13 protein-coding genes, 1 pseudogene and 1 riboswitch are annotated in these 18,305 nt (G+C 70.9%); of the genes and pseudogenes, 12 read left to right on the top strand and 2 right to left on the bottom strand.

All coding sequences use genetic code 11. The features are described from left to right. Positions 1-10: 10 nt before the first annotated feature. On the top strand, positions 11-3,541 hold the full coding sequence (gene mfd, locus ABZ855_RS21270; RefSeq protein ID WP_360808962.1) for a transcription-repair coupling factor: 3,531 nt from the start codon (positions 11-13) through the stop codon (positions 3,539-3,541). A 147-nt stretch (positions 3,542-3,688) separates the two neighbouring features. Here the strand turns inward: mfd and ABZ855_RS21265 are convergent, their stop codons facing one another. Continuing rightward, positions 3,689-3,883, bottom strand: a complete 195-nt coding sequence (locus tag ABZ855_RS21265; RefSeq protein WP_360808960.1) for an Rv0909 family putative TA system antitoxin — start codon at positions 3,881-3,883, stop codon at positions 3,689-3,691. Positions 3,884-4,103: 220 nt separating this feature from the next. Here ABZ855_RS21265 and ABZ855_RS21260 point away from each other — a divergent pair, with 220 nt between their 5' ends. After that, positions 4,104-4,826 (top strand): HNH endonuclease family protein, encoded by a 723-nt coding sequence (locus tag ABZ855_RS21260; protein WP_360809123.1) that lies wholly within the window; start codon positions 4,104-4,106, stop codon positions 4,824-4,826. Between the two features lie 57 nt (positions 4,827-4,883). Further along, a pseudogene (locus ABZ855_RS21255) lies at positions 4,884-5,195 on the top strand (N-acetyltransferase); the annotation flags it as partial. A gap of 39 nt (positions 5,196-5,234) precedes the next feature. On the opposite strand, the gene ABZ855_RS21250 reads toward ABZ855_RS21255, so the two are convergent. Then, complete coding sequence (locus tag ABZ855_RS21250; protein ID WP_360808958.1) at positions 5,235-6,110, bottom strand: hypothetical protein; 876 nt, start codon at positions 6,108-6,110, stop codon at positions 5,235-5,237. Positions 6,111-6,496: 386 nt separating this feature from the next. Here ABZ855_RS21250 and ABZ855_RS21245 point away from each other — a divergent pair, with 386 nt between their 5' ends. The 9 genes from ABZ855_RS21245 (at position 6,497) to ABZ855_RS21205 (ending at position 18,067) form a co-directional block, all read left to right on the top strand. Further along, complete coding sequence (locus ABZ855_RS21245) at positions 6,497-9,034, top strand: N-6 DNA methylase (protein WP_360808956.1); 2,538 nt, start codon at positions 6,497-6,499, stop codon at positions 9,032-9,034. A 188-nt stretch (positions 9,035-9,222) separates the two neighbouring features. Continuing rightward, a complete protein-coding gene (locus tag ABZ855_RS21240) occupies positions 9,223-9,849 on the top strand; it encodes a hypothetical protein (RefSeq protein ID WP_360808954.1) in 627 nt (208 codons plus the stop codon). A 62-nt stretch (positions 9,850-9,911) separates the two neighbouring features. Beyond that, positions 9,912-11,393, top strand: coding sequence for a protein kinase (locus ABZ855_RS21235; protein ID WP_360809121.1), 1,482 nt, complete (start codon positions 9,912-9,914; stop codon positions 11,391-11,393). 150 nt (positions 11,394-11,543) lie between these two features. Next, positions 11,544-12,371, top strand: coding sequence for a glycoside hydrolase domain-containing protein (locus tag ABZ855_RS21230; protein ID WP_360809119.1), 828 nt, complete (start codon positions 11,544-11,546; stop codon positions 12,369-12,371). A 155-nt stretch (positions 12,372-12,526) separates the two neighbouring features. Beyond that, positions 12,527-13,189, top strand: a complete 663-nt coding sequence (locus ABZ855_RS21225) for a SurA N-terminal domain-containing protein (RefSeq protein WP_360808952.1) — start codon at positions 12,527-12,529, stop codon at positions 13,187-13,189. A gap of 135 nt (positions 13,190-13,324) precedes the next feature. Continuing rightward, the gene (locus ABZ855_RS21220; RefSeq protein ID WP_360808950.1) at positions 13,325-14,359 is read left to right on the top strand and encodes a nucleoside triphosphate pyrophosphohydrolase; all 1,035 of its coding nucleotides are present in this window, start codon (positions 13,325-13,327) and stop codon (positions 14,357-14,359) included. A gap of 29 nt (positions 14,360-14,388) precedes the next feature. Then, positions 14,389-15,681 carry a cytochrome P450 gene (locus tag ABZ855_RS21215; protein WP_360809117.1) on the top strand — a complete coding sequence of 431 codons (1,293 nt, stop codon included), beginning with the start codon at positions 14,389-14,391 and terminating at the stop codon, positions 15,679-15,681. 186 nt (positions 15,682-15,867) lie between these two features. Next, a complete protein-coding gene (locus tag ABZ855_RS21210) occupies positions 15,868-16,971 on the top strand; it encodes a transglycosylase family protein (RefSeq protein WP_360808948.1) in 1,104 nt (367 codons plus the stop codon). A gap of 183 nt (positions 16,972-17,154) precedes the next feature. After that, a riboswitch (cyclic di-AMP (ydaO/yuaA leader) is annotated at positions 17,155-17,326 on the top strand. Positions 17,327-17,329: 3 nt separating this feature from the next. Continuing rightward, positions 17,330-18,067, top strand: a complete 738-nt coding sequence (locus tag ABZ855_RS21205) for a transglycosylase family protein (protein ID WP_360808946.1) — start codon at positions 17,330-17,332, stop codon at positions 18,065-18,067. The last annotated feature ends 238 nt before the right edge of the window (positions 18,068-18,305 follow it).

Genomic DNA, 18,305 nt, shown 5'->3' with positions numbered 1-18,305 from the left:
AAGCCCCCTCATGAGCCTGCACGGTCTGCTCGACGTCGTCGTCAAGGACGCCGCCCTCGCGGAAGCGATCAAGGCCGCCGGTGACGGCAACCGTATGCACGTCGACCTGGTCGGACCACCCGCCGCCCGCCCCTTCGCGGTCGCCGCGCTGGCCCGGGAGGCCGGGCGCCCGGTGCTGGCCGTGACCGCGACCGGCCGTGAGGCCGAGGATCTCGCCGCCGCCCTCAGATCACTGCTGCCCCCGGACACGGTCGCCGAGTACCCCGCCTGGGAGACCCTCCCGCACGAGCGCCTCTCGCCCCGCAGCGACACCGTCGGCCGCCGCCTCGCCGTACTGCGCCGCCTCGCCCACCCCAGCGCCGACGACCCGGAGACCGGCCCGGTCTCCGTCGTCGTGGCCCCCGTGCGTTCCGTACTCCAGCCGCAGGTCAAGGGGCTCGGCGAGCTGGAGCCGGTCTCGCTGCGCACCGGCTCGACCGCCGACCTGGGCAGCGTCGTCGAGGCGCTGGCAGCCGCCGCGTACTCGCGCGTCGAGCTGGTCGAGAAGCGCGGCGAGTTCGCCGTACGCGGCGGCATCCTCGACGTGTTCCCGCCCACCGAGGAGCACCCCCTGCGGGTGGAGTTCTGGGGCGACGACATCGAGGAGATCCGTTACTTCAAGATCGCCGACCAGCGTTCCCTCGAGGTCGCCGAGCACGGGCTGTGGGCGCCGCCCTGCCGCGAGCTGCTGCTCACCGACGAGGTGCGCGAGCGGGCCGCCGCGCTCGCCGAGGCCCACCCGGAGCTCGGCGAGCTGCTCGGCAAGATCGCCGAAGGGATCGCGGTCGAGGGCATGGAGTCCCTCGCCCCCGTACTCGTCGACGACATGGAACTACTGCTCGACGTCCTGCCCAAGGGTTCCATGGCCGTCGTGTGCGACCCGGAGCGGGTGCGGACGCGCGCCGCCGACCTGGTGGCGACCAGCCAGGAGTTCCTGCAGGCCTCCTGGGCGGCCACCGCGGGCGGCGGCGAAGCACCCATCGACGTCGGCGCGGCCTCCCTGTGGTCCATCGCCGACGTACGGGACCGGGCGCGCGAGCTGGACATGATGTGGTGGTCCGTCTCGCCGTTCGCCGCCGACGAGGAGCTGGACGCGGACACGCTCAAGCTCGGCATGCACGCGCCCGAGACCTACCGCGGCGACACCGCGAAGGCCCTCGCCGACACCAAGGGCTGGCTCGCGGACGGCTGGCGCGCGGTGTTCGTCACCGAGGCCCACGGCCCCGCCGCCCGTACGGTCGAGGTCCTCGGCGGGGAGGGCATCGCCGCCCGCCTGGAGGCCGACCTGGTCTCCCTGGCCCCCTCCGTCGTGCATGTGGCGTGCGGCTCGATCGACTTCGGGTTCGTCGACACGAAGCTCAAGCTCGCCGTGCTGACCGAGACCGACCTGTCCGGGCAGAAGGCCGCCGGCAAGGACGGCGCCCGCATGCCCGCCCGGCGCCGCAAGACCATCGACCCGCTCACCCTCGAGACCGGCGACTACATCGTGCACGAACAGCACGGCGTGGGCCGCTACATCGAGATGGTCCAGCGGACCGTACAGGGCGCCACCCGCGAATATCTGGTGGTGGAGTACGCGCCGGCCAAGCGCGGTCAGCCCGGCGACCGCCTCTACATCCCCACCGACCAGCTCGAACAGATCACCAAGTACGTCGGCGGCGAGGCCCCCACCCTCCACCGCCTCGGCGGCGCCGACTGGACGAAGACCAAGGCGCGCGCCAAGAAGGCCGTCAAGGAGATCGCCGCCGACCTCATCAAGCTGTACAGCGCCCGCATGGCGGCCCCCGGGCACGCCTTCGGGCCCGACACGCCCTGGCAGCGCGAACTCGAGGACGCCTTCCCCTACGCCGAGACGCCCGACCAGTTGACCACGATCGCCGAGGTCAAGGACGACATGGAGAAGACGGTCCCGATGGACCGCCTGATCTGCGGCGACGTCGGCTACGGCAAGACGGAGATCGCGGTCCGGGCCGCGTTCAAGGCCGTCCAGGACGGCAAACAGGTGGCTGTGCTCGTCCCCACGACTCTCCTCGTCCAGCAGCACTTCGGCACCTTCGGCGAGCGCTACTCCCAATTCCCGGTCAACGTACGGGCGTTGAGCCGCTTCCAGACGGAGGCCGAGTCGAAGGCCACCCTGGAAGGCCTGCGCGAGGGCTCGGTCGACGTCGTCATCGGCACCCACCGGCTGTTCTCCTCCGAGACCAGGTTCAAGGACCTCGGGCTCGTCATCGTCGACGAGGAACAGCGCTTCGGCGTCGAGCACAAGGAGCAGCTCAAGAAGCTGCGCGCGAACGTGGATGTGCTGACCATGTCCGCCACACCCATTCCCCGTACGCTCGAAATGGCGGTCACCGGCATCCGTGAGATGTCGACCATCACCACCCCGCCCGAGGAACGCCACCCGGTGCTCACCTTCGTCGGACCGTACGAGGAGAAGCAGATCGGCGCCGCGATCCGCCGCGAACTCCTGCGCGAGGGCCAGGTGTTCTACATCCACAACCGCGTCGAGTCCATCGACCGCGCGGCGGCCCGGCTGCGCGAGATCGTCCCCGAGGCGCGGATCGCCACCGCCCACGGCCAGATGTCCGAACAGGCCCTGGAGCAGGTCGTCGTCGACTTCTGGGAGAAGCGGTACGACGTCCTCGTGTCGACCACGATCGTCGAGTCGGGCATCGACATCTCCAACGCCAACACCCTCATCGTCGAGCGCGGCGACAACTTCGGTCTGTCACAGCTCCATCAGCTGCGCGGGCGGGTCGGGCGTGGCCGGGAGCGCGGGTACGCGTACTTCCTGTACCCGCCGGAGAAGCCCCTGACCGAGACCGCCCACGAGCGGCTCGCGACCATCGCCCAGCACACCGAGATGGGCGCCGGCATGTACGTCGCCATGAAGGACCTCGAGATCCGCGGCGCCGGAAACCTCCTCGGCGGCGAACAGTCCGGCCACATCGCCGGCGTCGGCTTCGACCTCTACGTACGGATGGTCGGCGAGGCCGTCGCCGACTACCGGGCCTCGCTGGACGGCGGAGTGGAGGAGGAACCGCCGCTCGAGGTCAAGATCGAACTCCCCGTCGACGCCCACGTCCCGCACGACTACGCCCCCGGCGAGCGCCTGCGCCTCGCGGCCTACCGCGCCATCGCCTCCGCCAACACCGAGGCCGACATCAAGGCCGTACGCGAGGAACTCGTCGACCGCTACGGCAAGTTGCCCGAGCCGGTCGAGAACCTGCTGCTCGTGGCGGGGCTGCGGATGCTCGCACGGGCCTGCGGAGTCGGCGACATCGTGCTCCAGGGCACCAACATCCGCTTCGCACCGGTGGAGTTGAGGGAGTCGCAGGAGCTGCGCCTCAAGCGCCTGTACCCGGGCAGCGTCATCAAGCCCGCCGCGCACCAGATCCTCGTACCGCGCCCCAAGACGGCGAAGGTGGGCGGAAAGCCGCTGGTCGGACGGGAGTTGCTGGGCTGGACCGGGGAGTTCCTGACGTCGATCCTGGGGTCGTGAGCGCCCGGAGTAAGCAGTGAGGGGCGGAGAGTAGTAAGGGGAAGCCGCCCGCGGCCCGTTCGGGGCTGTGGGCGGCTTCCCTCGCCTGCGAAGGTCTGCGAAGGCCGGCGAAGGCCGGCGAAGACCCACGAGAGGCCTCCGGGGCTGTTACGTCTGTTCGGGCCTGTCGCGATCGCGGTCGCGGTCCATGCCCATCGCGCCCTCGGCTCTCTGTTGCGCGTCGTCGACCTGGCTCGTGTACTTGTCGCCCGTCCTCTGGTTGACCTGTTTCTCCGCGGCGTCCGATGCCTTGTGGCCCGCCTTCCCGCGCATCTGGTCCTTGAACTTGTCGAAGATGCCCATCCAGAGCTCCTTCCGGAGGTGAGTCAGCACCGACGATACGCCCGGTATGCGACATACGCCCCTTGAGCGCCGGTGGGCGCCCCTGTGAGGGAAAGTTGTCGCCCGCTAGCCTGTCGACCAGCGGAAATCCGCAGGCGTTGACGTGAACGGGGCGGCAGGGGAGGGACGTGACGTGGTGAGTCTGAGGGGTGGGGGCGTCGCCGCCGCCGTACTCGTGGTGATGCTCGGTGTCGGCGGGTGCAGCGGTGAGAACCTGGGGTCCGGCGGGTCCGCCGGGTCCGGGGAGAGCGCGAGCGGCGGGGCCGGGGGAGCCGGTGGCAGTGGGGGAGGGGGCGGCGGGGGTGCGGCGCTCGCCGCCGTCGACTCGCTTGCCGTGAAGGGGCGGGCGCCCAAGACCGGGTACTCCCGGGACCGGTTCGGCAGCGCCTGGGCGGACACCGACTCGAACAAGTGCGACACCCGCGACGACATCCTCAAGCGTGACCTGGTCGACGTACGGTTCCGCAGCGGCGACTGCAAGGTGGCCGCGGGGGAGTTGAAGCCCGACCCGTACAGCGGCAAGGACGTCGAGTTCACGCGGGGCCGCAGCGAGGTCGACATAGACCACATCGTCGCGCTCTCGGACGCCTGGCAGAAGGGCGCCAAGTACTGGGACGCCAGCAAACGCATAGCCCTGGCCAACGACCCGCTCAACCTTCGTGCCGTCGACGCGAGCACCAACCGCAGCAAGGGCGACGGCGACACGGCCACCTGGCTGCCGCCGAACAAGGCGTACCGCTGCGCGTATGTCGCCAACCAGGTCGCCGTGAAGAAGAAGTACGAACTGTGGGTCTCGGCGGCGGAGAAGGCCGCGATGAAGAAGGTCCTGTCCGGATGCGGCGGCCAGAAACTCCCCACCGGCGGCAACCCGACCAACGCGCCCGCGCGGTTCCACGCGAACTGAGGGGGTCGGCGTCGGCGGGGTGGATGACCTCGTCCTCGTCCTCGTCCTCGTGCTCGCCGGCCGAGCGCCAAGCACCTGGAGCCGCGGACACCGATCGCCGAGTACGCGTACCGGGTGCGCGAGGACGGACTGCCCCACGACCCGTGGCTGCGCGTGCACGCCCGGGCGGGCGCCACCATCGTCGCCATGGCGCCGGCGTCGATGTGCGTCGCGGCCTCACTGGAGGAGTGGCGCGCCTGGACGGGCCTGCCCTTCGACCGCACCGGCGAGGTGGAGGTGCCGGGGGCGCTGACTCCGGTGCGGTGTGACCTGGAACAGGGGTACGGGGTTTATGTGGAGCCCAACGTGTGGATGCGGCACGTCCTTTGAACGCTGGTCCAGCTTCGACCGCTGGTCCAGCGGCCGGGTTCAGCCGCCCAGGGCATCCAGGTCGAGGATCTCTCCGCTGGGCTTCTGGGCCGAGACGGGCTTGTCGTAGTCGCTGAAGGTGACGGTCCCCGGGTCCTTCCTGGACTTGCTGTCGACCTTGAGGAGATAGGGCTTGCCCTCGCCGGCGACGTATATCGTGGTCGTGTCCTTGCCGTCCTTCTCCGTGACGACGACGGCAGGCACACCGCCGACGGTCGTTGTCGCACCGCGCGTCACCTGGGAACCGGCCCCGGAACCGGCGTCCTTGAACTCGGCGAGCACTTCGTCGAGATCGCAGAAGCCCGCCATGTCCTTGGCGTCGGAGCCGGTCGCGGACATCTTGGTCCACTTCCCGGCGAGCAGGGCCACCACCCCGTCGGTCTCCTCCTTCGACGAACCCTCGCTCTGCGCACGCAGGAACTTCTCGTCGTACCGCATGTAGAGCGTGGAGCCGGACTTCACGAGGTCGGCGTTGCCCTGACCGTTCAGGCTCATCGATCCGGCGCAGTCGCCCCGTTTGTCGAGGGCCATGTCGATGTGGATGGTGCCGCCGCTCTCGTCGTCCGGGACGGTGCCCGTCATCCGGAGCGACGAGGCACCCGACGTCGCCGTCAGCGCCCGGTCGGCTATCTCGCCGGCGGTGAGCCCGGCGAACGGGTCCTTCGGTTTGGCGGCCGAGTCGTCCGCCGTCTTGGCGCCGGCCGTCCCGCCGGCTGCCTTACCGGTTGTCGTACCGGCTGTCGTACCAGTTGTCGTCGTACCGGTTGATTTGTCGGCCACCTTGTCGGAGGCCGTGTTCTCGCTCGACTGACAGCCGACGACTCCGGTGAGGGTGACGGCGGTGAGGCAGAGGGCGGCAAGAGTGCTTCGGCGCATGACGGTTCCTCCGGGTTGCGGTGGTGGTGGCGTGTGGGTGGGGGTCGGTGGTGTGTGGGCGGAGATGGCGGGTGGTGGGTGGTGGTGGCGCAGTCCCCTGTGCTGCGCCACCACCATCCGGCTGGGAGGCGAGAGGGGAACCGGCTGTTTCCGGCGGATCCCCGGTCGATCCTGTTCGCTGGGTCAATGACAGCAGAACGTGTGAACCGAGTCAACACGATTCACGTGTCGCTATCGGTACACGCCGTGAATGCGCAGATCTTGCGCACGCCGGTATGCTCGGCGCCACATGTGAACGAAGGGTGTGCGACCACGGCTGAGTGCGGCTGACCAGAGCCGTACGGGGAACGCCGCGAGTCACGCACGGGACGAGGGGAGCGCGGCGCGTGCAGGACAACGCCACGGAAGTGACCGCCGCCGGAATCGCACGGCTCGCGGGCGTCGGACGCGCCGCCGTGAGCAACTGGCGTCGCCGTCACGCCGACTTCCCCAAGCCGGTCGGCGGCACCGAGGCCAGCCCCGCCTTCGCCCTGGCCGAAGTCGAGTCCTGGCTCCGCCGCCAGGGGAAACTCGCCGAAGTACCCCTCCGTGAACGCGTCTGGCAGCAACTCGTCGGTCACCCCGAGGGCCCGGCGACCGCCCTCGTCCACGCGGGCTGCGTCCTGCTACTGATCCATGACCGCCCGACCGTCTGGCTGGAGCTCGGCGCCGTCTCCGACGAACGCGTAGCCGCCCGCCTGCCCGCCGAGCTGGAACAGGTGATCGCGCCGCGCTTCGGCATCGCCGGGAAGCGGGGTGTTCACAGCTCGCCTGCTGTGCGGGGAGTTCACACGGGCGGTGTCGCACAGGGTGTTCACAGTGCGGCTGGTGTTCGAGGGGTTCACACTCCGCCGGGTGGGCGGGGCGAGGCGGCTGTGAATGGGCCGCAGGATGTGAATGCGCCGGGAGCCGTGAACACTCCGCCCGGGGTTCACACCTCCGCTCCCGAGGCCGGGGTTCACGCCTCTCCTCCCGTGTCCGGGGTTCACAGCACCCCCGCCGTGTCCGGGGTTCACACCGCCCCCGCTCCACCCGGCGTACACAGCCCGACCGGGGTTCACAGCGCCCCGGCCGCCTCCGGCGTACACGCGGCACCCCCTGTGCACACCACCCCGGCCGCCTCCGCCGTACACGCGGCACCCCCAGGACAGGCGGTACCCCCCGCAAACACCGCCCCCGCGACTCCCGCCACCCCTGCCGCCCCCGCCGTAACCACCCCCACCGGCCCCCAGCTCCTCCCCTCCGTCCCCCTCCTCCGGGGTGTCGCCGAGCTTGCCGCCGAGATGGGGGCGCGGCAGGCTTACGAGTTCCTGGTCGGGCGGCATCTCGATGCCAACCCGCGGCAGTACACGCTCACCCCGGCCGAGCTGGCCCGGCTCATGGGGGAGCTCGCCGGGCCGGCGCGTACCGTGCTCGACCCCGCCTGTGGCACCGGCGCGCTGCTGCGGGCCCTTCCGGCACGCGGGGCTCGAGAAGCCGAACGGGACGACTCCGAGCGGGAGTTGTACGGGCAGGACAGTGCGCCGGAGCTGGCCGCGCTCACCGCGCTCCGGCTCGCGCTGCAGGGGCGGAACGTGGTGCGAACGGCGGTGGGGGACACCCTTCGCGGTGACGCGTATCCGGGGCTCAGGGCCGACGTCGTCCTCTGTCATCCGCCGTTCAACGAGCGCAACTGGGGGCATGACGAACTCGCGTACGACGCCCGCTGGGAGTACGGGTTTCCGGCCCGCAACGAGTCCGAGCTGGCCTGGGTGCAGCATGCGCTCGCCCGGCTCAGGGACGGCGGCACCGCCGTACTGCTGATGCCGCCGGCTGCGGCCTCCCGGCGTTCGGGGCGGCGGATCCGGGCCGATCTGCTGCGGCGCGGTGCGCTGCGGGCGGTGATCGCGCTGCCCGTCGGCGCGGCACCCCCGTACAACATCCCGCTGCACCTGTGGGTGTTGCGGCGGCCGGACAAGGCGTCGGCGCAGCCGGAGGTGCTGCTCGTCGACACCGGGACGGTCCCCGAGAACGGTGGACAGGGCGGGCGCGGCGGGCTCGACTGGGAGGCGGTGCGGGCCGCCGTGCTCGACGCCTGGCGGCCCTTCGAGCGGGCCGGTACGGCGGTCGAACAGCCGGGGGTGGCGCGCGCCGTGCCCGTCATCGAGCTTCTCGACGACGACGTCGATCTCGCCCCCGCCCGTCACCTCCCGCCCGCCACCGTGGGCGACAGCGAACACCTGAGCGACGTGCGGGAGCAGCTCGGCGAGACCCTGCGGCTGACCGCAGACCTCACCCCGCCCGCGCCCGCCGCCCCCTCCGGACCCGCCGAGGCCGGCCGGCCGGGGCGCTGGCCCCTCATCACCATCGGGGAACTCGCGCGCGGGGGCGCCCTGGTGATGCGTACGGGCGGAAACGGCGGCAACGCGCGTGTGCCCGTGCTCACCGACAGCGACGTCCTTGCCGGAACCGCTCCCTCCGGAACGCTGCCCGAGAGCGACGAGGAGGCCGTGCGGGTGGCGGCGGGGGATGTCGTCGTGCCGGTGCTGGGCGGCGGGTCCGTCGCGCGCGTGGTCGACGACGCGACGGCGGGAGCCGTGCTCGGCCGCAGCCTCGTCCTCCTGCGGCCCGATCCGGCCGCCCTCGACCCGTGGTTCCTCGCCGGTTTCCTGCGCGGCAGCGCCAACAACCGGCAGGCCAGCAGCTACGCCTCCACCGCGACCCGGCTCGACGTGCGCCGGCTGCAGCTGCCCCGGCTGCCGTTGGACGACCAGCGGCGCTACGGCACACGGTTCAGGGCACTCGCCGAGTTCGAGGCGGCCCTGCGCCACGCGAACCGGCTCGGCGGACAACTCGTGCGGGGCATGTACGACGGGCTGACGGACGGAAGCGTCGCCCCCGACTGAGGCCCCGACAGACGCCCCGGCCGATGTCCCGGCCGATGTCCCGCTGACGCCGCGTCGGCACCTCGCTGACAACGGTTCGGTACAACCCGGACCTGTTGTCGGTGTCGGGCTATACGCTCGAACTCCTACGTCGAACCTGTCACTCGTACGCCCGTCCCCTGTTGGCACCACCCGGTCCAGGAGCAGTCATGTACGGCCCCGGCGCGCCGCCGCCAACCCGCAGCGCGGGCACTGTCATCACCTTGCGCGTGCTGTTCACCGTCGCCGCCTTCCTCTCGTGCGGCGTTCTGGCGTGCCTGCCGTTGTTCCGAGTCGCCATCCTGCGCGGCCGGTGGTTCAACTGGGCGGCGGCCTGGCTGAGCCTGCCGCTGGCCGTCGTGTGCTTCGCCGTGGTCGGCACGGTGGAGGAGAACGACCCCAAGGGCGACATCGCCCTCGCCGTCGTGATGCTCCTGGGCGCCGTGGCCGGCGCCTACTTCCTGATCATGGACATACGACCGGACAACCGCCGCAGCCAGTACGCCGGTTACGCCCAGCCCCAGCCCCAGCCCCAGCCCGGGAGCACGCCCCCGCCCCCCGGGTACGGCTACCCGGCGCCGTCGCCGTCGCCGTACGCGAACATGCAGTCCGGGCCGCAGCCCCCCATGCCCCACACGCCGATACCCCAGCCGCAACCCCAGCCCCAGCGCCCCACGCACGCCCGTATCGACCAGGTGCGCGCCGAACTCGACGAGCTCAGCGACTACCTGCGCAAGCACGACACCAACGGCAGTGGCAACGGCAACGGCAACGGCGAGCACGGGGGCGGACGGTGAGCGTGGTGGCATCGGCGTCGGCGTCGGCCTCGACGGGCCGCGTCATCGCCGACCGGTACGAACTGTCCACGCTCATCGGACAGGGCGGCATGGGCCAGGTCTGGACGGCGTACGACCAGCGGCTGGACCGGCGCGTCGCGGTCAAGCTGCTGCGCCCGGACAAGGTCGCGGGCCAGGAGGCCGACGAACTGCGCCGCCGCTTCGTACGTGAGTGCCGGGTGACCGCCCAGGTCGACCACCCCGGGCTCGTCACCGTGCACGACGCGGGCAGCGATGACGAGGAACTGTTCCTCGTCATGCAGTACGTCGACGGCGCCGACCTCTCCGACCACCTCGCCGAACACGACCCGTACCCCTGGCAGTGGGCGGTCGCCGTGGCCGCGCAACTGTGCGCCGTGCTGAGCGCCGTGCACGCCGTGCCGATCGTCCACCGCGACCTCAAGCCGCGCAACGTGATGGTGAAGCAGGACGGCACGGTCACCGTCCTCGACCTGGGCGTCGCCTCGGTCATGGACACCGACACCACCCGCCTCACCCACACCGGCTCACCCATCGGCTCGCCCGCCTACATGGCCCCCGAGCAGGCGATGGGCGGCGCGGTCGGCCCCTACACGGACCTGTACGCACTCGGCGTACTCCTCCACGAACTCCTCGCCGGAGACGTGCCGTTCTCCGGCTCGACGGCCCTCGGGGTGCTCCACCGGCACCTCTACGAACCGCCGCTGCCCGTGCGCCGCCTCAGACCCGAGGTGCCCGAGGCACTGGAAGCGCTCGTCCTGCGACTGCTCGCCAAGGACCCGCAGCACCGGCCTGCCTCCGCGCAGGAGGTGTACGAGCATCTGGCGCTGCTCCTCCCGGCGCGCGGTATGCCCACCGGCGCGCCCCTCGACCCCACCCGCCCCTTCCTGCGCCCGCACGCCCCCTGGCCGGACCGCGCCCGCACCCCCGCACCCCAGCCGACGGCCGCCCCGGCAGCCGAGCGGCCCGACGTCGCCCGAGCCGTCGACGAGGTCAAGCGCCTCCTCGGCGAGGGCCGCATCACCCAGGCCGTCGACATCCTCGGCGCGATCCTGCCCGCCGCCGCCGAACAGCACGGCGAGCACTCCCCGGTCGTCCGCACCCTGCGCAAGCAGTACGCGGCCACCCTCATGGACGACGGCCAGTACCGGCGCGCCCTGCCCGAACTGCGCCGCCTCGCCGACGAACGCGCCGCCGAGGCCGGCCAGGCCGACCCCCAGTCGCTGCGCTTCCGCTACGACGCCGCCCAATGCCTCGAACAGCTGGGCGAACCCGCGGCGGCCCTCGCCGAATATCGCGCCCTCCTGCCGTACTACGAGAACCAGTACGTCGCCGGCGACCCGGAACTCTCCCTCGACGTCCGCCGCCGTATCGGCCACCTCCTGCTCGCCCTCGGCGACCGCAACGCCGCCCGCGACACCCTCGCCCGCCTCCTCCACGACGTGGACCGCCTGCGCGGCCCCGGCCATCCGCTGGCAGCGGAGATCCGACGCACCCTGGAGTGGCTGGGACAGGTGCGCGGCTAGGGTTTGCCGTGCCTTGAGTGAATCTTGTGGGTCCGCGGGGCCGACCTTTCCCGAACAGGGGTACGGCGCCGGTTACGTTGCGACCTGCTTCGTGTCTCAAATTCATGTCTCAAAAACGTCATGTCGCATACCAGGGGTGGGTTTCACGTGGTGTCCAGTCACCGGCAGTCCAAGAAGCGCAGGTACATCGCCTGGGCGGTGGCCGGTGCGGCCGTCGTCGCCGGGGCCGGACTCGCCGCGCAGTCCTCGATGGCCGCCACCACCTGGCCCGCCCAGCGCACCTACACCGGCCGCGCGTTCGACACCTGCACCGCGCCCTCCGTCGCCGCGATGAAGGCCTGGCACGGCGGCCTCTACGGCGCCGCCGCCGTCTACATAGGCGGCAAGAACCGCGGCTGCGCCCAGCCCAACCTCACCGCGTCCTGGGTGAAGTCGGTCAGCGCGCAGGGCTGGAAACTCATCCCCCTGTACGTCGGCGCCCAGCCGTCCTGCCAGACCGGTTCCAGCCCCGAGAAGCTCACCGCCGCCACGGCCGCCTCCCTCGGCGCGACGGACGCGGCGGACGCGGTCGCCAAGGCCTCGGCGCTCGGCATGAAGGCCGGCAGCCCGGTCTACCTCGACATGGAGGCGTACGACATCACGAACAAGGCGTGCAACGACGCCGTACTGACGTACGTACGCGCCTTCACCAAGACACTGAACGCCAAGACGTACCGCTCCGGCTACTACGGCTTCACCAGCTCCAGCGCGAAGGCGATCGCCCAGGCCACCGACCGCACCAACCTGCCGGGCAACATGTGGTACGCGCTGTGGGACAAGCAGAACACCACCACCGCGGACTGGCCCTTCGGCGCCACACAGTGGACCAACCACAGCCGGGCCCACCAGTACATGGTCAACAGCAAGGAGACGCGCAACGGGTACACGATCACCGTGGACCGTGACGCGTGGGACGCACCGGTGGCGATCACCGGCTGAGCCGAGGCCCGAGGCCCGAGGCCGCCCGGAGCGGGCGGTGCCCGAAGTCCCGGTGAATCGTTGGTCGAATGGCTTGGCCAGAGCCCAGCCACTGCCTAACATCGATCACCGCAAGACTTTGTGCACCGCCGCACAATCTCCTCAGGAGGCCCTCCTTGCATCGCCGTCGTCGCACCGCGCTCCTTCTCTCCGCCGCGATCGTCGCCGCGGGCCCCCTCCTCACCGCCTGCGGCAACGACGCGCATCCCGGCGCGGCCGCCGTCGTCGGCGGGCACCGGATCACGGTCGCGCAGCTGGAGAGCAGGGTGAACGAGGTACGCACGGCGCAGCGCGCGGCCACCCCGGACCAGGCCCAGTACGCACAGGCCGTCGCCAGAACCGGCAGCCTCACCCGGGACACCCTGCACACCATGGTCCTCGACCGCGTGCTCAACCAGGCCGCGAAGGACGCGGGCGTCACTGTCAACCGCAAGGACGTCCAGAGTCTGCGGGCCTCTCTGGAACAGCAGGCGGGCAGCTCGAAGGCGCTCGAGGACACCTGGCTCCAGCAGTACGGCGTCGCCCCGGGCCGCCTCGACGACAGTCTGCACACCGAGATCACGGCCCAGAAGCTGGCCACCGCTCTCGGCGCCGACATGAACACGCCGGACGGCCAGGCCACGTTCTGGAAGGCGATGTCCGACGCCTCCAAGAGCCTCGACGTCGACCTCAACCCGCGCTACGGCACCTGGGACGTCCAGAAGAGCAGCCGCGTCGACGCGAAGACCCCCTGGGTACGGGAGATCACGGCGGCGCAGGCGCCTCAGGGGACGGCGTAGGAGTCACGGCGCAAACAGTCACGGCGTAACGGTTGTCCGTACGGGTGTGCGGGCTCCCGTGGGGTTACGAGCGCTGCCTGTGGACAACCGCCTGTGGATAACCGTGGGGCTGTCGGCGGCGTGGGTTACGTTCGGATGGTGAACGCAACCAGCGGCTTCGAGACCGCTCCGGAGACGGAGACCGACCCCGGTCGTGTCGTCCTGCTCACCACCAGCCACCGCGTCGCCCCCGGCCTGCTGTCCTGGCCTGCCTGGCAGACGCTGCACGCGGCCGACCAGGTGCTGTGCGCGGACGGTACGCATCCGCAGCTGCCGTATCTGCGGGACGCCGGCATAGCGGTCGAGGAGGTGTCCCCGACCGCCGAGGACCTGGTCCACGCCTGCGCCGGCGGGCGGACGGTCGTGGTCGTGACGACGGGCGAGGGCGACCCGGCCCTCACCGACGGCCTGGCCCGCCTCGCAGGATCCGGCCGCGTACGGATGCCCGACCTGGAACTCCTCCCCGCCTCCTACGACCTCCCCGGCGCCCGCCTCCTCGACCTCGTCCAGGTCATGGACCGCATCCGTCTGGAGTGCCCCTGGTCCTCCCGCCAGACCCACCAGGGCCTGGCGAAGTACGGCATCGAGGAGGCGTACGAACTCGTCGAGGCCATCGAGGACGGCGACCGCGACGAACTGCGCGAGGAACTGGGGGACGTCCTGCTCCAGGTCGTCTTCCACGCCCGCATCGCCGAGGACGCGAACGAGGAGGAGGACGGCGAGGCCCCCTTCTCGATCGACGACGTGGCGGCCGGCATCGTCACCAAGCTGATCCACCGCCACCCGCACGTCTTCGGCGACGCGACGGCGTCCACCCCGGAGGACGTCAAGGAGCACTGGCTGCGCACCAAGGCGATAGAGAAGCAGCGGGAGTCGGTGACGGACGGCGTGCCCCTGGGCCAGCCGGGCCTCGCACTGGCCGCGAAACTCGCCTCCCGGGTCCACACGGCTGGCCTGGACGTCCCGCTGCCGCAGGGCGAGGGCATCGGCTACGAGCTCCTGCACATGGCGGTACGGGCGGAACGCGAGGGCGTGGACCCGGAGGCGGCGTTGCGGGCCGCCGCGCGGGCCTACCGGGACGCGGTGCGGGTGAAGGAGGGGGTGGCCCCGACGGCTACCGTCACCGAGTGACCAACCAGCCGCCCTCCTCGCCCCCGCACCTGCCCTCGCCCCCACCCCCGCCCGCACCCCCCGCCCCCGAACTCTTCACCTGGGAGTTCGCCACCGACCCCTACCCCGCCTACGCCTGGCTCCGTGAGCACGCCCCGGTCCACCGGACGAAGCTGCCCAGCGGGGTCGAGGCGTGGTTGGTCACGCGGTACGGGGACGCCAAGCAGGCCCTCGCCGACCCGCGGCTGTCCAAGAACCCCGCCCATCACGACGAACCCGCGCACGCCAAGGGCAAGACCGGTATCCCCGGCGAGCGCAAGGCCGAGTTGATGACGCATCTGCTCAACATCGATCCGCCGGACCACACCAGGTTGCGCAGACTCGTCGCCAAGGCGTTCACCCCGCGCCGGGTCGCCGAGTTCGCGCCCCGCCTCCAGGAACTCACCGACGATCTCATCGACCGGTTCGCTGCACGCGGCTCCGCCGACCTCATCCACGAGTTCGCGTTCCCGCTGCCCATCTACGCGATCTGCGACCTGCTGGGCGTACCCCGCGAGGACCAGGACGACTTCCGGGACTGGGCCGGGATGATGATCCGGCACGGGGGAGGGCCCCGGGGCGGGGTCGCCCGGTCGGTCAAGAAGATGCGGGGCTATCTCGCCGAGCTGATCCACCGCAAGCGCGAGGCGCTGTCCGACGTGCCCGAACCCGGCGAGGACCTCGTCTCCGGGCTCATCCGGGCCTCGGACCAGGGTGAGCACCTCAGCGAGAACGAGGTCGCCGCGATGGCGTTCATCATTCTGTTCGCCGGTTTTGAGACCACCGTGAACTTGATCGGCAACGGGGTCCACACCCTCCTCGCCCACCCCGAGCAGCGCGCCCGTCTCCAGGCCGCCCTCGCCGTCGAGGACTCCTCCCTCCTCGAAACCGGCATCGAGGAACTCCTGCGCTACGACGGCCCCGTCGAGCTGGCCACCTGGCGCTTCGCCACCCGGCCGCTCAGCATCGGCGGGCAGGACATCGCGACCGGCGATCCCGTCCTCGTCGTACTCGCCGCCGCGAACCGGGACCCGGCGCGGTTCGCCGACCCCGACACCCTTGACCTCGGCCGCCGGGACAACCAGCACCTCGGGTACGGGCACGGAATCCACTACTGCCTCGGCGCACCGCTCGCCCGGCTGGAGGGGCGCAGCGCCCTCGCCACCCTCCTCACCCGCCTCCCCGACCTGCAACTCGCCGTGGATCCGGCCGAGTTGAGATGGCGGGGCGGGCTCATCATGCGTGGACTGCGCACCCTGCCCGTCGAGTTCACGCCGACGACCGAATCGGGCGGGATTTCGTAGGCGGCGCGGTAGTCGGCGCGGTAGCAGGTCACGGCAAGGTGACGCCCCGTCAACAATGTGATCTTCACGTGATCTGCGCGGCATGAACTTGTGACAACTGATCGTCTGCCGATACGTTCGAGCACTAGTGCGACGCCCCCGCAGTATTCGTCGCGCTGTCCCCACTGTCTCGCGAAAGGCCACCGCATGCTCTCCGGGAACGGTCGTCACCGTCGCCCCCGTCAGGCCCCGGCTCTGCTGGTCGCGGCCGGCGTGACCGGCTCCGCCATGGCCCTTCCGCTGCTCGCCGCGAGCGGCGCCAGCGCGGCCAGCGGTGCCACCTGGGACAGGGTCGCGGAATGCGAGAGCGGCGGCTCCTGGAGTGACAACCCCGGCAACGGGTTCTACGGCGGGCTCCAGTTGACCCAGACGGACTGGGAGAAGTACGGCGGCCTCGCCTTCGCCCCGAGCGCCGACCAGGCCAGCCGTTCGCAGCAGATCTCCGTCGGCGAGAAGATACTCGCCGACCAGGGGGCCGGGGCCTGGGAGGCCTGTGCGGTGCTGTCCGGACTCGGCAAGGACACCAGCCCGGCCGACGTCGACACCGGGGTGGCCGGGAGTGGGACCGAGGACGACACCTCGGGGCCGGGTACGGCGACCGAGTCGGGGCTGGGGCTGGGGCTGGGTACTTCTTCCAGTTCCTCCTCGTCTTCGTCCGCAGGCTCTTCCGCAGACTCTTCGTCCGCCGGCTCTTCGTCCGCAGACTCCTCTGCCTCGTCCTCCTCCTCGTCGGGGGCGCCCACGCCCTCCGGGTCCCCTGGCGACGACTCCGCGGCCTCCGGCGACTCCTCGGGCTCCGCAAAGCCCTCCGGGTCCTCCCAGTCCCCCTCGCCGTCCGCGGCTGCGGCCGACGCCGCCGACGGGGCCGACTCGGGTGACTCGGTCGCCCCGGCCGCCTCGCCGGTCCCTTCCTCGCCGTCGGCCGGTACGGGCGAGGGGCAGGAAGGTGAGAGTTCATCCACAGATGCGACAAATGGGAAAGAGTCGGACAACTCCCAGCAGTTCGTGGGAATCGGGATCGACGGCAGCGGCAGCCTGACCACTCCCGGCACCGGGCGTCACCGTGGTGACGCCGAGGGGTCGTACACCGTGCGTACCGGAGACACCCTCTGGAGCATCGCCGAATCCCTTGACCTCGCCGACGGATGGTCCGGGCTCTTCGCCGAGAACGAGAACACCGTCGGCACTGATCCCAATCACATCCTCCCCGGTCAGACCCTCGCTGTCGGTGTCGAACCGGTGCAAAAGTAGGCGGAGTTCGCGTCACGATTCGAGCTGAATGTCCGTTATGGATGCGGTGAGAGATAGATCTCAGAAGCCCTGATCGTCTTTGTATTTCAGAGGATCAGCTGTTTACGGTCGTCATCGCCCGCCACAGTGGGCCCCGTCGGTCGCAACGCCGAATCCTGCCACCGGCCGCACGGGAACAGTCGTCGCTGTCAAGCGCCGTAGGCAGGAGCGGGGGACCCAAGGTAGGCGCCGCACCGGGCAGTTGTCCGGAGCGGCTCGGGGTGAAGCCGTACGCCGCCCGACAGGGGCGTACGGCCGGGCAACTCAACCGGCCCGAACCCGACAGCTCACCTCGCAGGCGTCGGTGAGGGGATCTTTCATGCTGTTTTCCGGCAAGGGCAAGCACCGTCGTCCGTCCAAGGCCAGCCGCGCCGTCGCCATCGCCGGCGTGACCGGTGCCGCCGTCGCCGCTCCGCTGCTCGCGGCCGGCTCCGCCTCCGCCGCCACCTCCGCCGAGTGGGACGCCGTCGCCCAGTGCGAGTCCGGCGGCAACTGGTCCATCAACACCGGCAACGGCTACTACGGCGGTCTGCAGTTCTCCGCCTCGACCTGGGCCGCGTACGGCGGCACGGCGTACGCGTCCACCGCCAACCAGGCCTCCAAGGCCCAGCAGATCGAGATCGCCGAGAAGGTCCTCGCGGGCCAGGGCAAGGGCGCCTGGCCGGTCTGCGGCGTGGGCCTGTCCAGCGCCGCGTACGACGGCGGTGCGAGCGGCAACACGGGCGCCGGTACGGGCGACAACTCGTCCAGCAGCAACAGCAACAGCAGCAACAGCGGCTCCAGCAACTCCGGTGAGACCGCCACCCGCTCCACCGACAACCAGCAGGCCTCCCGTTCGCAGGATCGGCCCGCCGCGAAGAAGACCGTCACCACCCCGACCGGCAAGAAGGTCAAGAAGGGCGACGGCGAGTACAAGGTCGTCAAGGGCGACACCCTCAGCGCGATCGCCGAGGCGCACGACGTCAAGGGCGGCTGGCAGAAGCTGTTCCAGCTGAACAAGGACATCATCGACGACGCCGACTTCATCTACCCGGGCCAGCAGCTGCACCTCGGCTGATCCCGGTCACCCGCACCGGCTCCGACACCTCCCCCAAGCGGTTCGGAAAGCGGCCGGTGAGAAGGTGAACCGCAGGGCTCTCACGCCCGTGCCCTTCATTGTGAGGGCCTCGTGAGGGCCACCCCCGTCCCCCACGGGCTCCCCGCCCCGGTGCGTTCTCCCCCGTACGCACCGGGGCGGGGCTTTTTGTTCCCAGGGGGAACAATGTTTACCCTCGGTTCCGTCCATGTTCCGTCCA

It is taken from the genome of Streptomyces sp. NPDC047042 (assembly GCF_040644035.1).
Taxonomy (GTDB): Bacteria; Actinomycetota; Actinomycetes; order Streptomycetales; family Streptomycetaceae; genus Streptomyces.
This window is presented reverse-complemented; position numbering and strand designations above follow the sequence as displayed.

Excerpts from the sequence above, each read along its gene's own strand:
- mfd (WP_360808962.1), top strand. The coding sequence starts at position 11 with ATGAGCCTGCACGGTCTGCTCGACGTCGTCGTCAAGGACGCCGCCCTC.
- ABZ855_RS21265 (WP_360808960.1), bottom strand. The coding sequence starts at position 3,883 with ATGGGCATCTTCGACAAGTTCAAGGACCAGATGCGCGGGAAGGCGGGC.
- ABZ855_RS21260 (WP_360809123.1), top strand. The coding sequence starts at position 4,104 with ATGCTCGGTGTCGGCGGGTGCAGCGGTGAGAACCTGGGGTCCGGCGGG.
- ABZ855_RS21250 (WP_360808958.1), bottom strand. The coding sequence starts at position 6,110 with ATGCGCCGAAGCACTCTTGCCGCCCTCTGCCTCACCGCCGTCACCCTC.
- ABZ855_RS21240 (WP_360808954.1), top strand. The coding sequence starts at position 9,223 with ATGTACGGCCCCGGCGCGCCGCCGCCAACCCGCAGCGCGGGCACTGTC.
- ABZ855_RS21220 (WP_360808950.1), top strand. The coding sequence starts at position 13,325 with ATGGTGAACGCAACCAGCGGCTTCGAGACCGCTCCGGAGACGGAGACC.
- ABZ855_RS21210 (WP_360808948.1), top strand. The coding sequence starts at position 15,868 with ATGCTCTCCGGGAACGGTCGTCACCGTCGCCCCCGTCAGGCCCCGGCT.
- ABZ855_RS21205 (WP_360808946.1), top strand. The coding sequence starts at position 17,330 with ATGCTGTTTTCCGGCAAGGGCAAGCACCGTCGTCCGTCCAAGGCCAGC.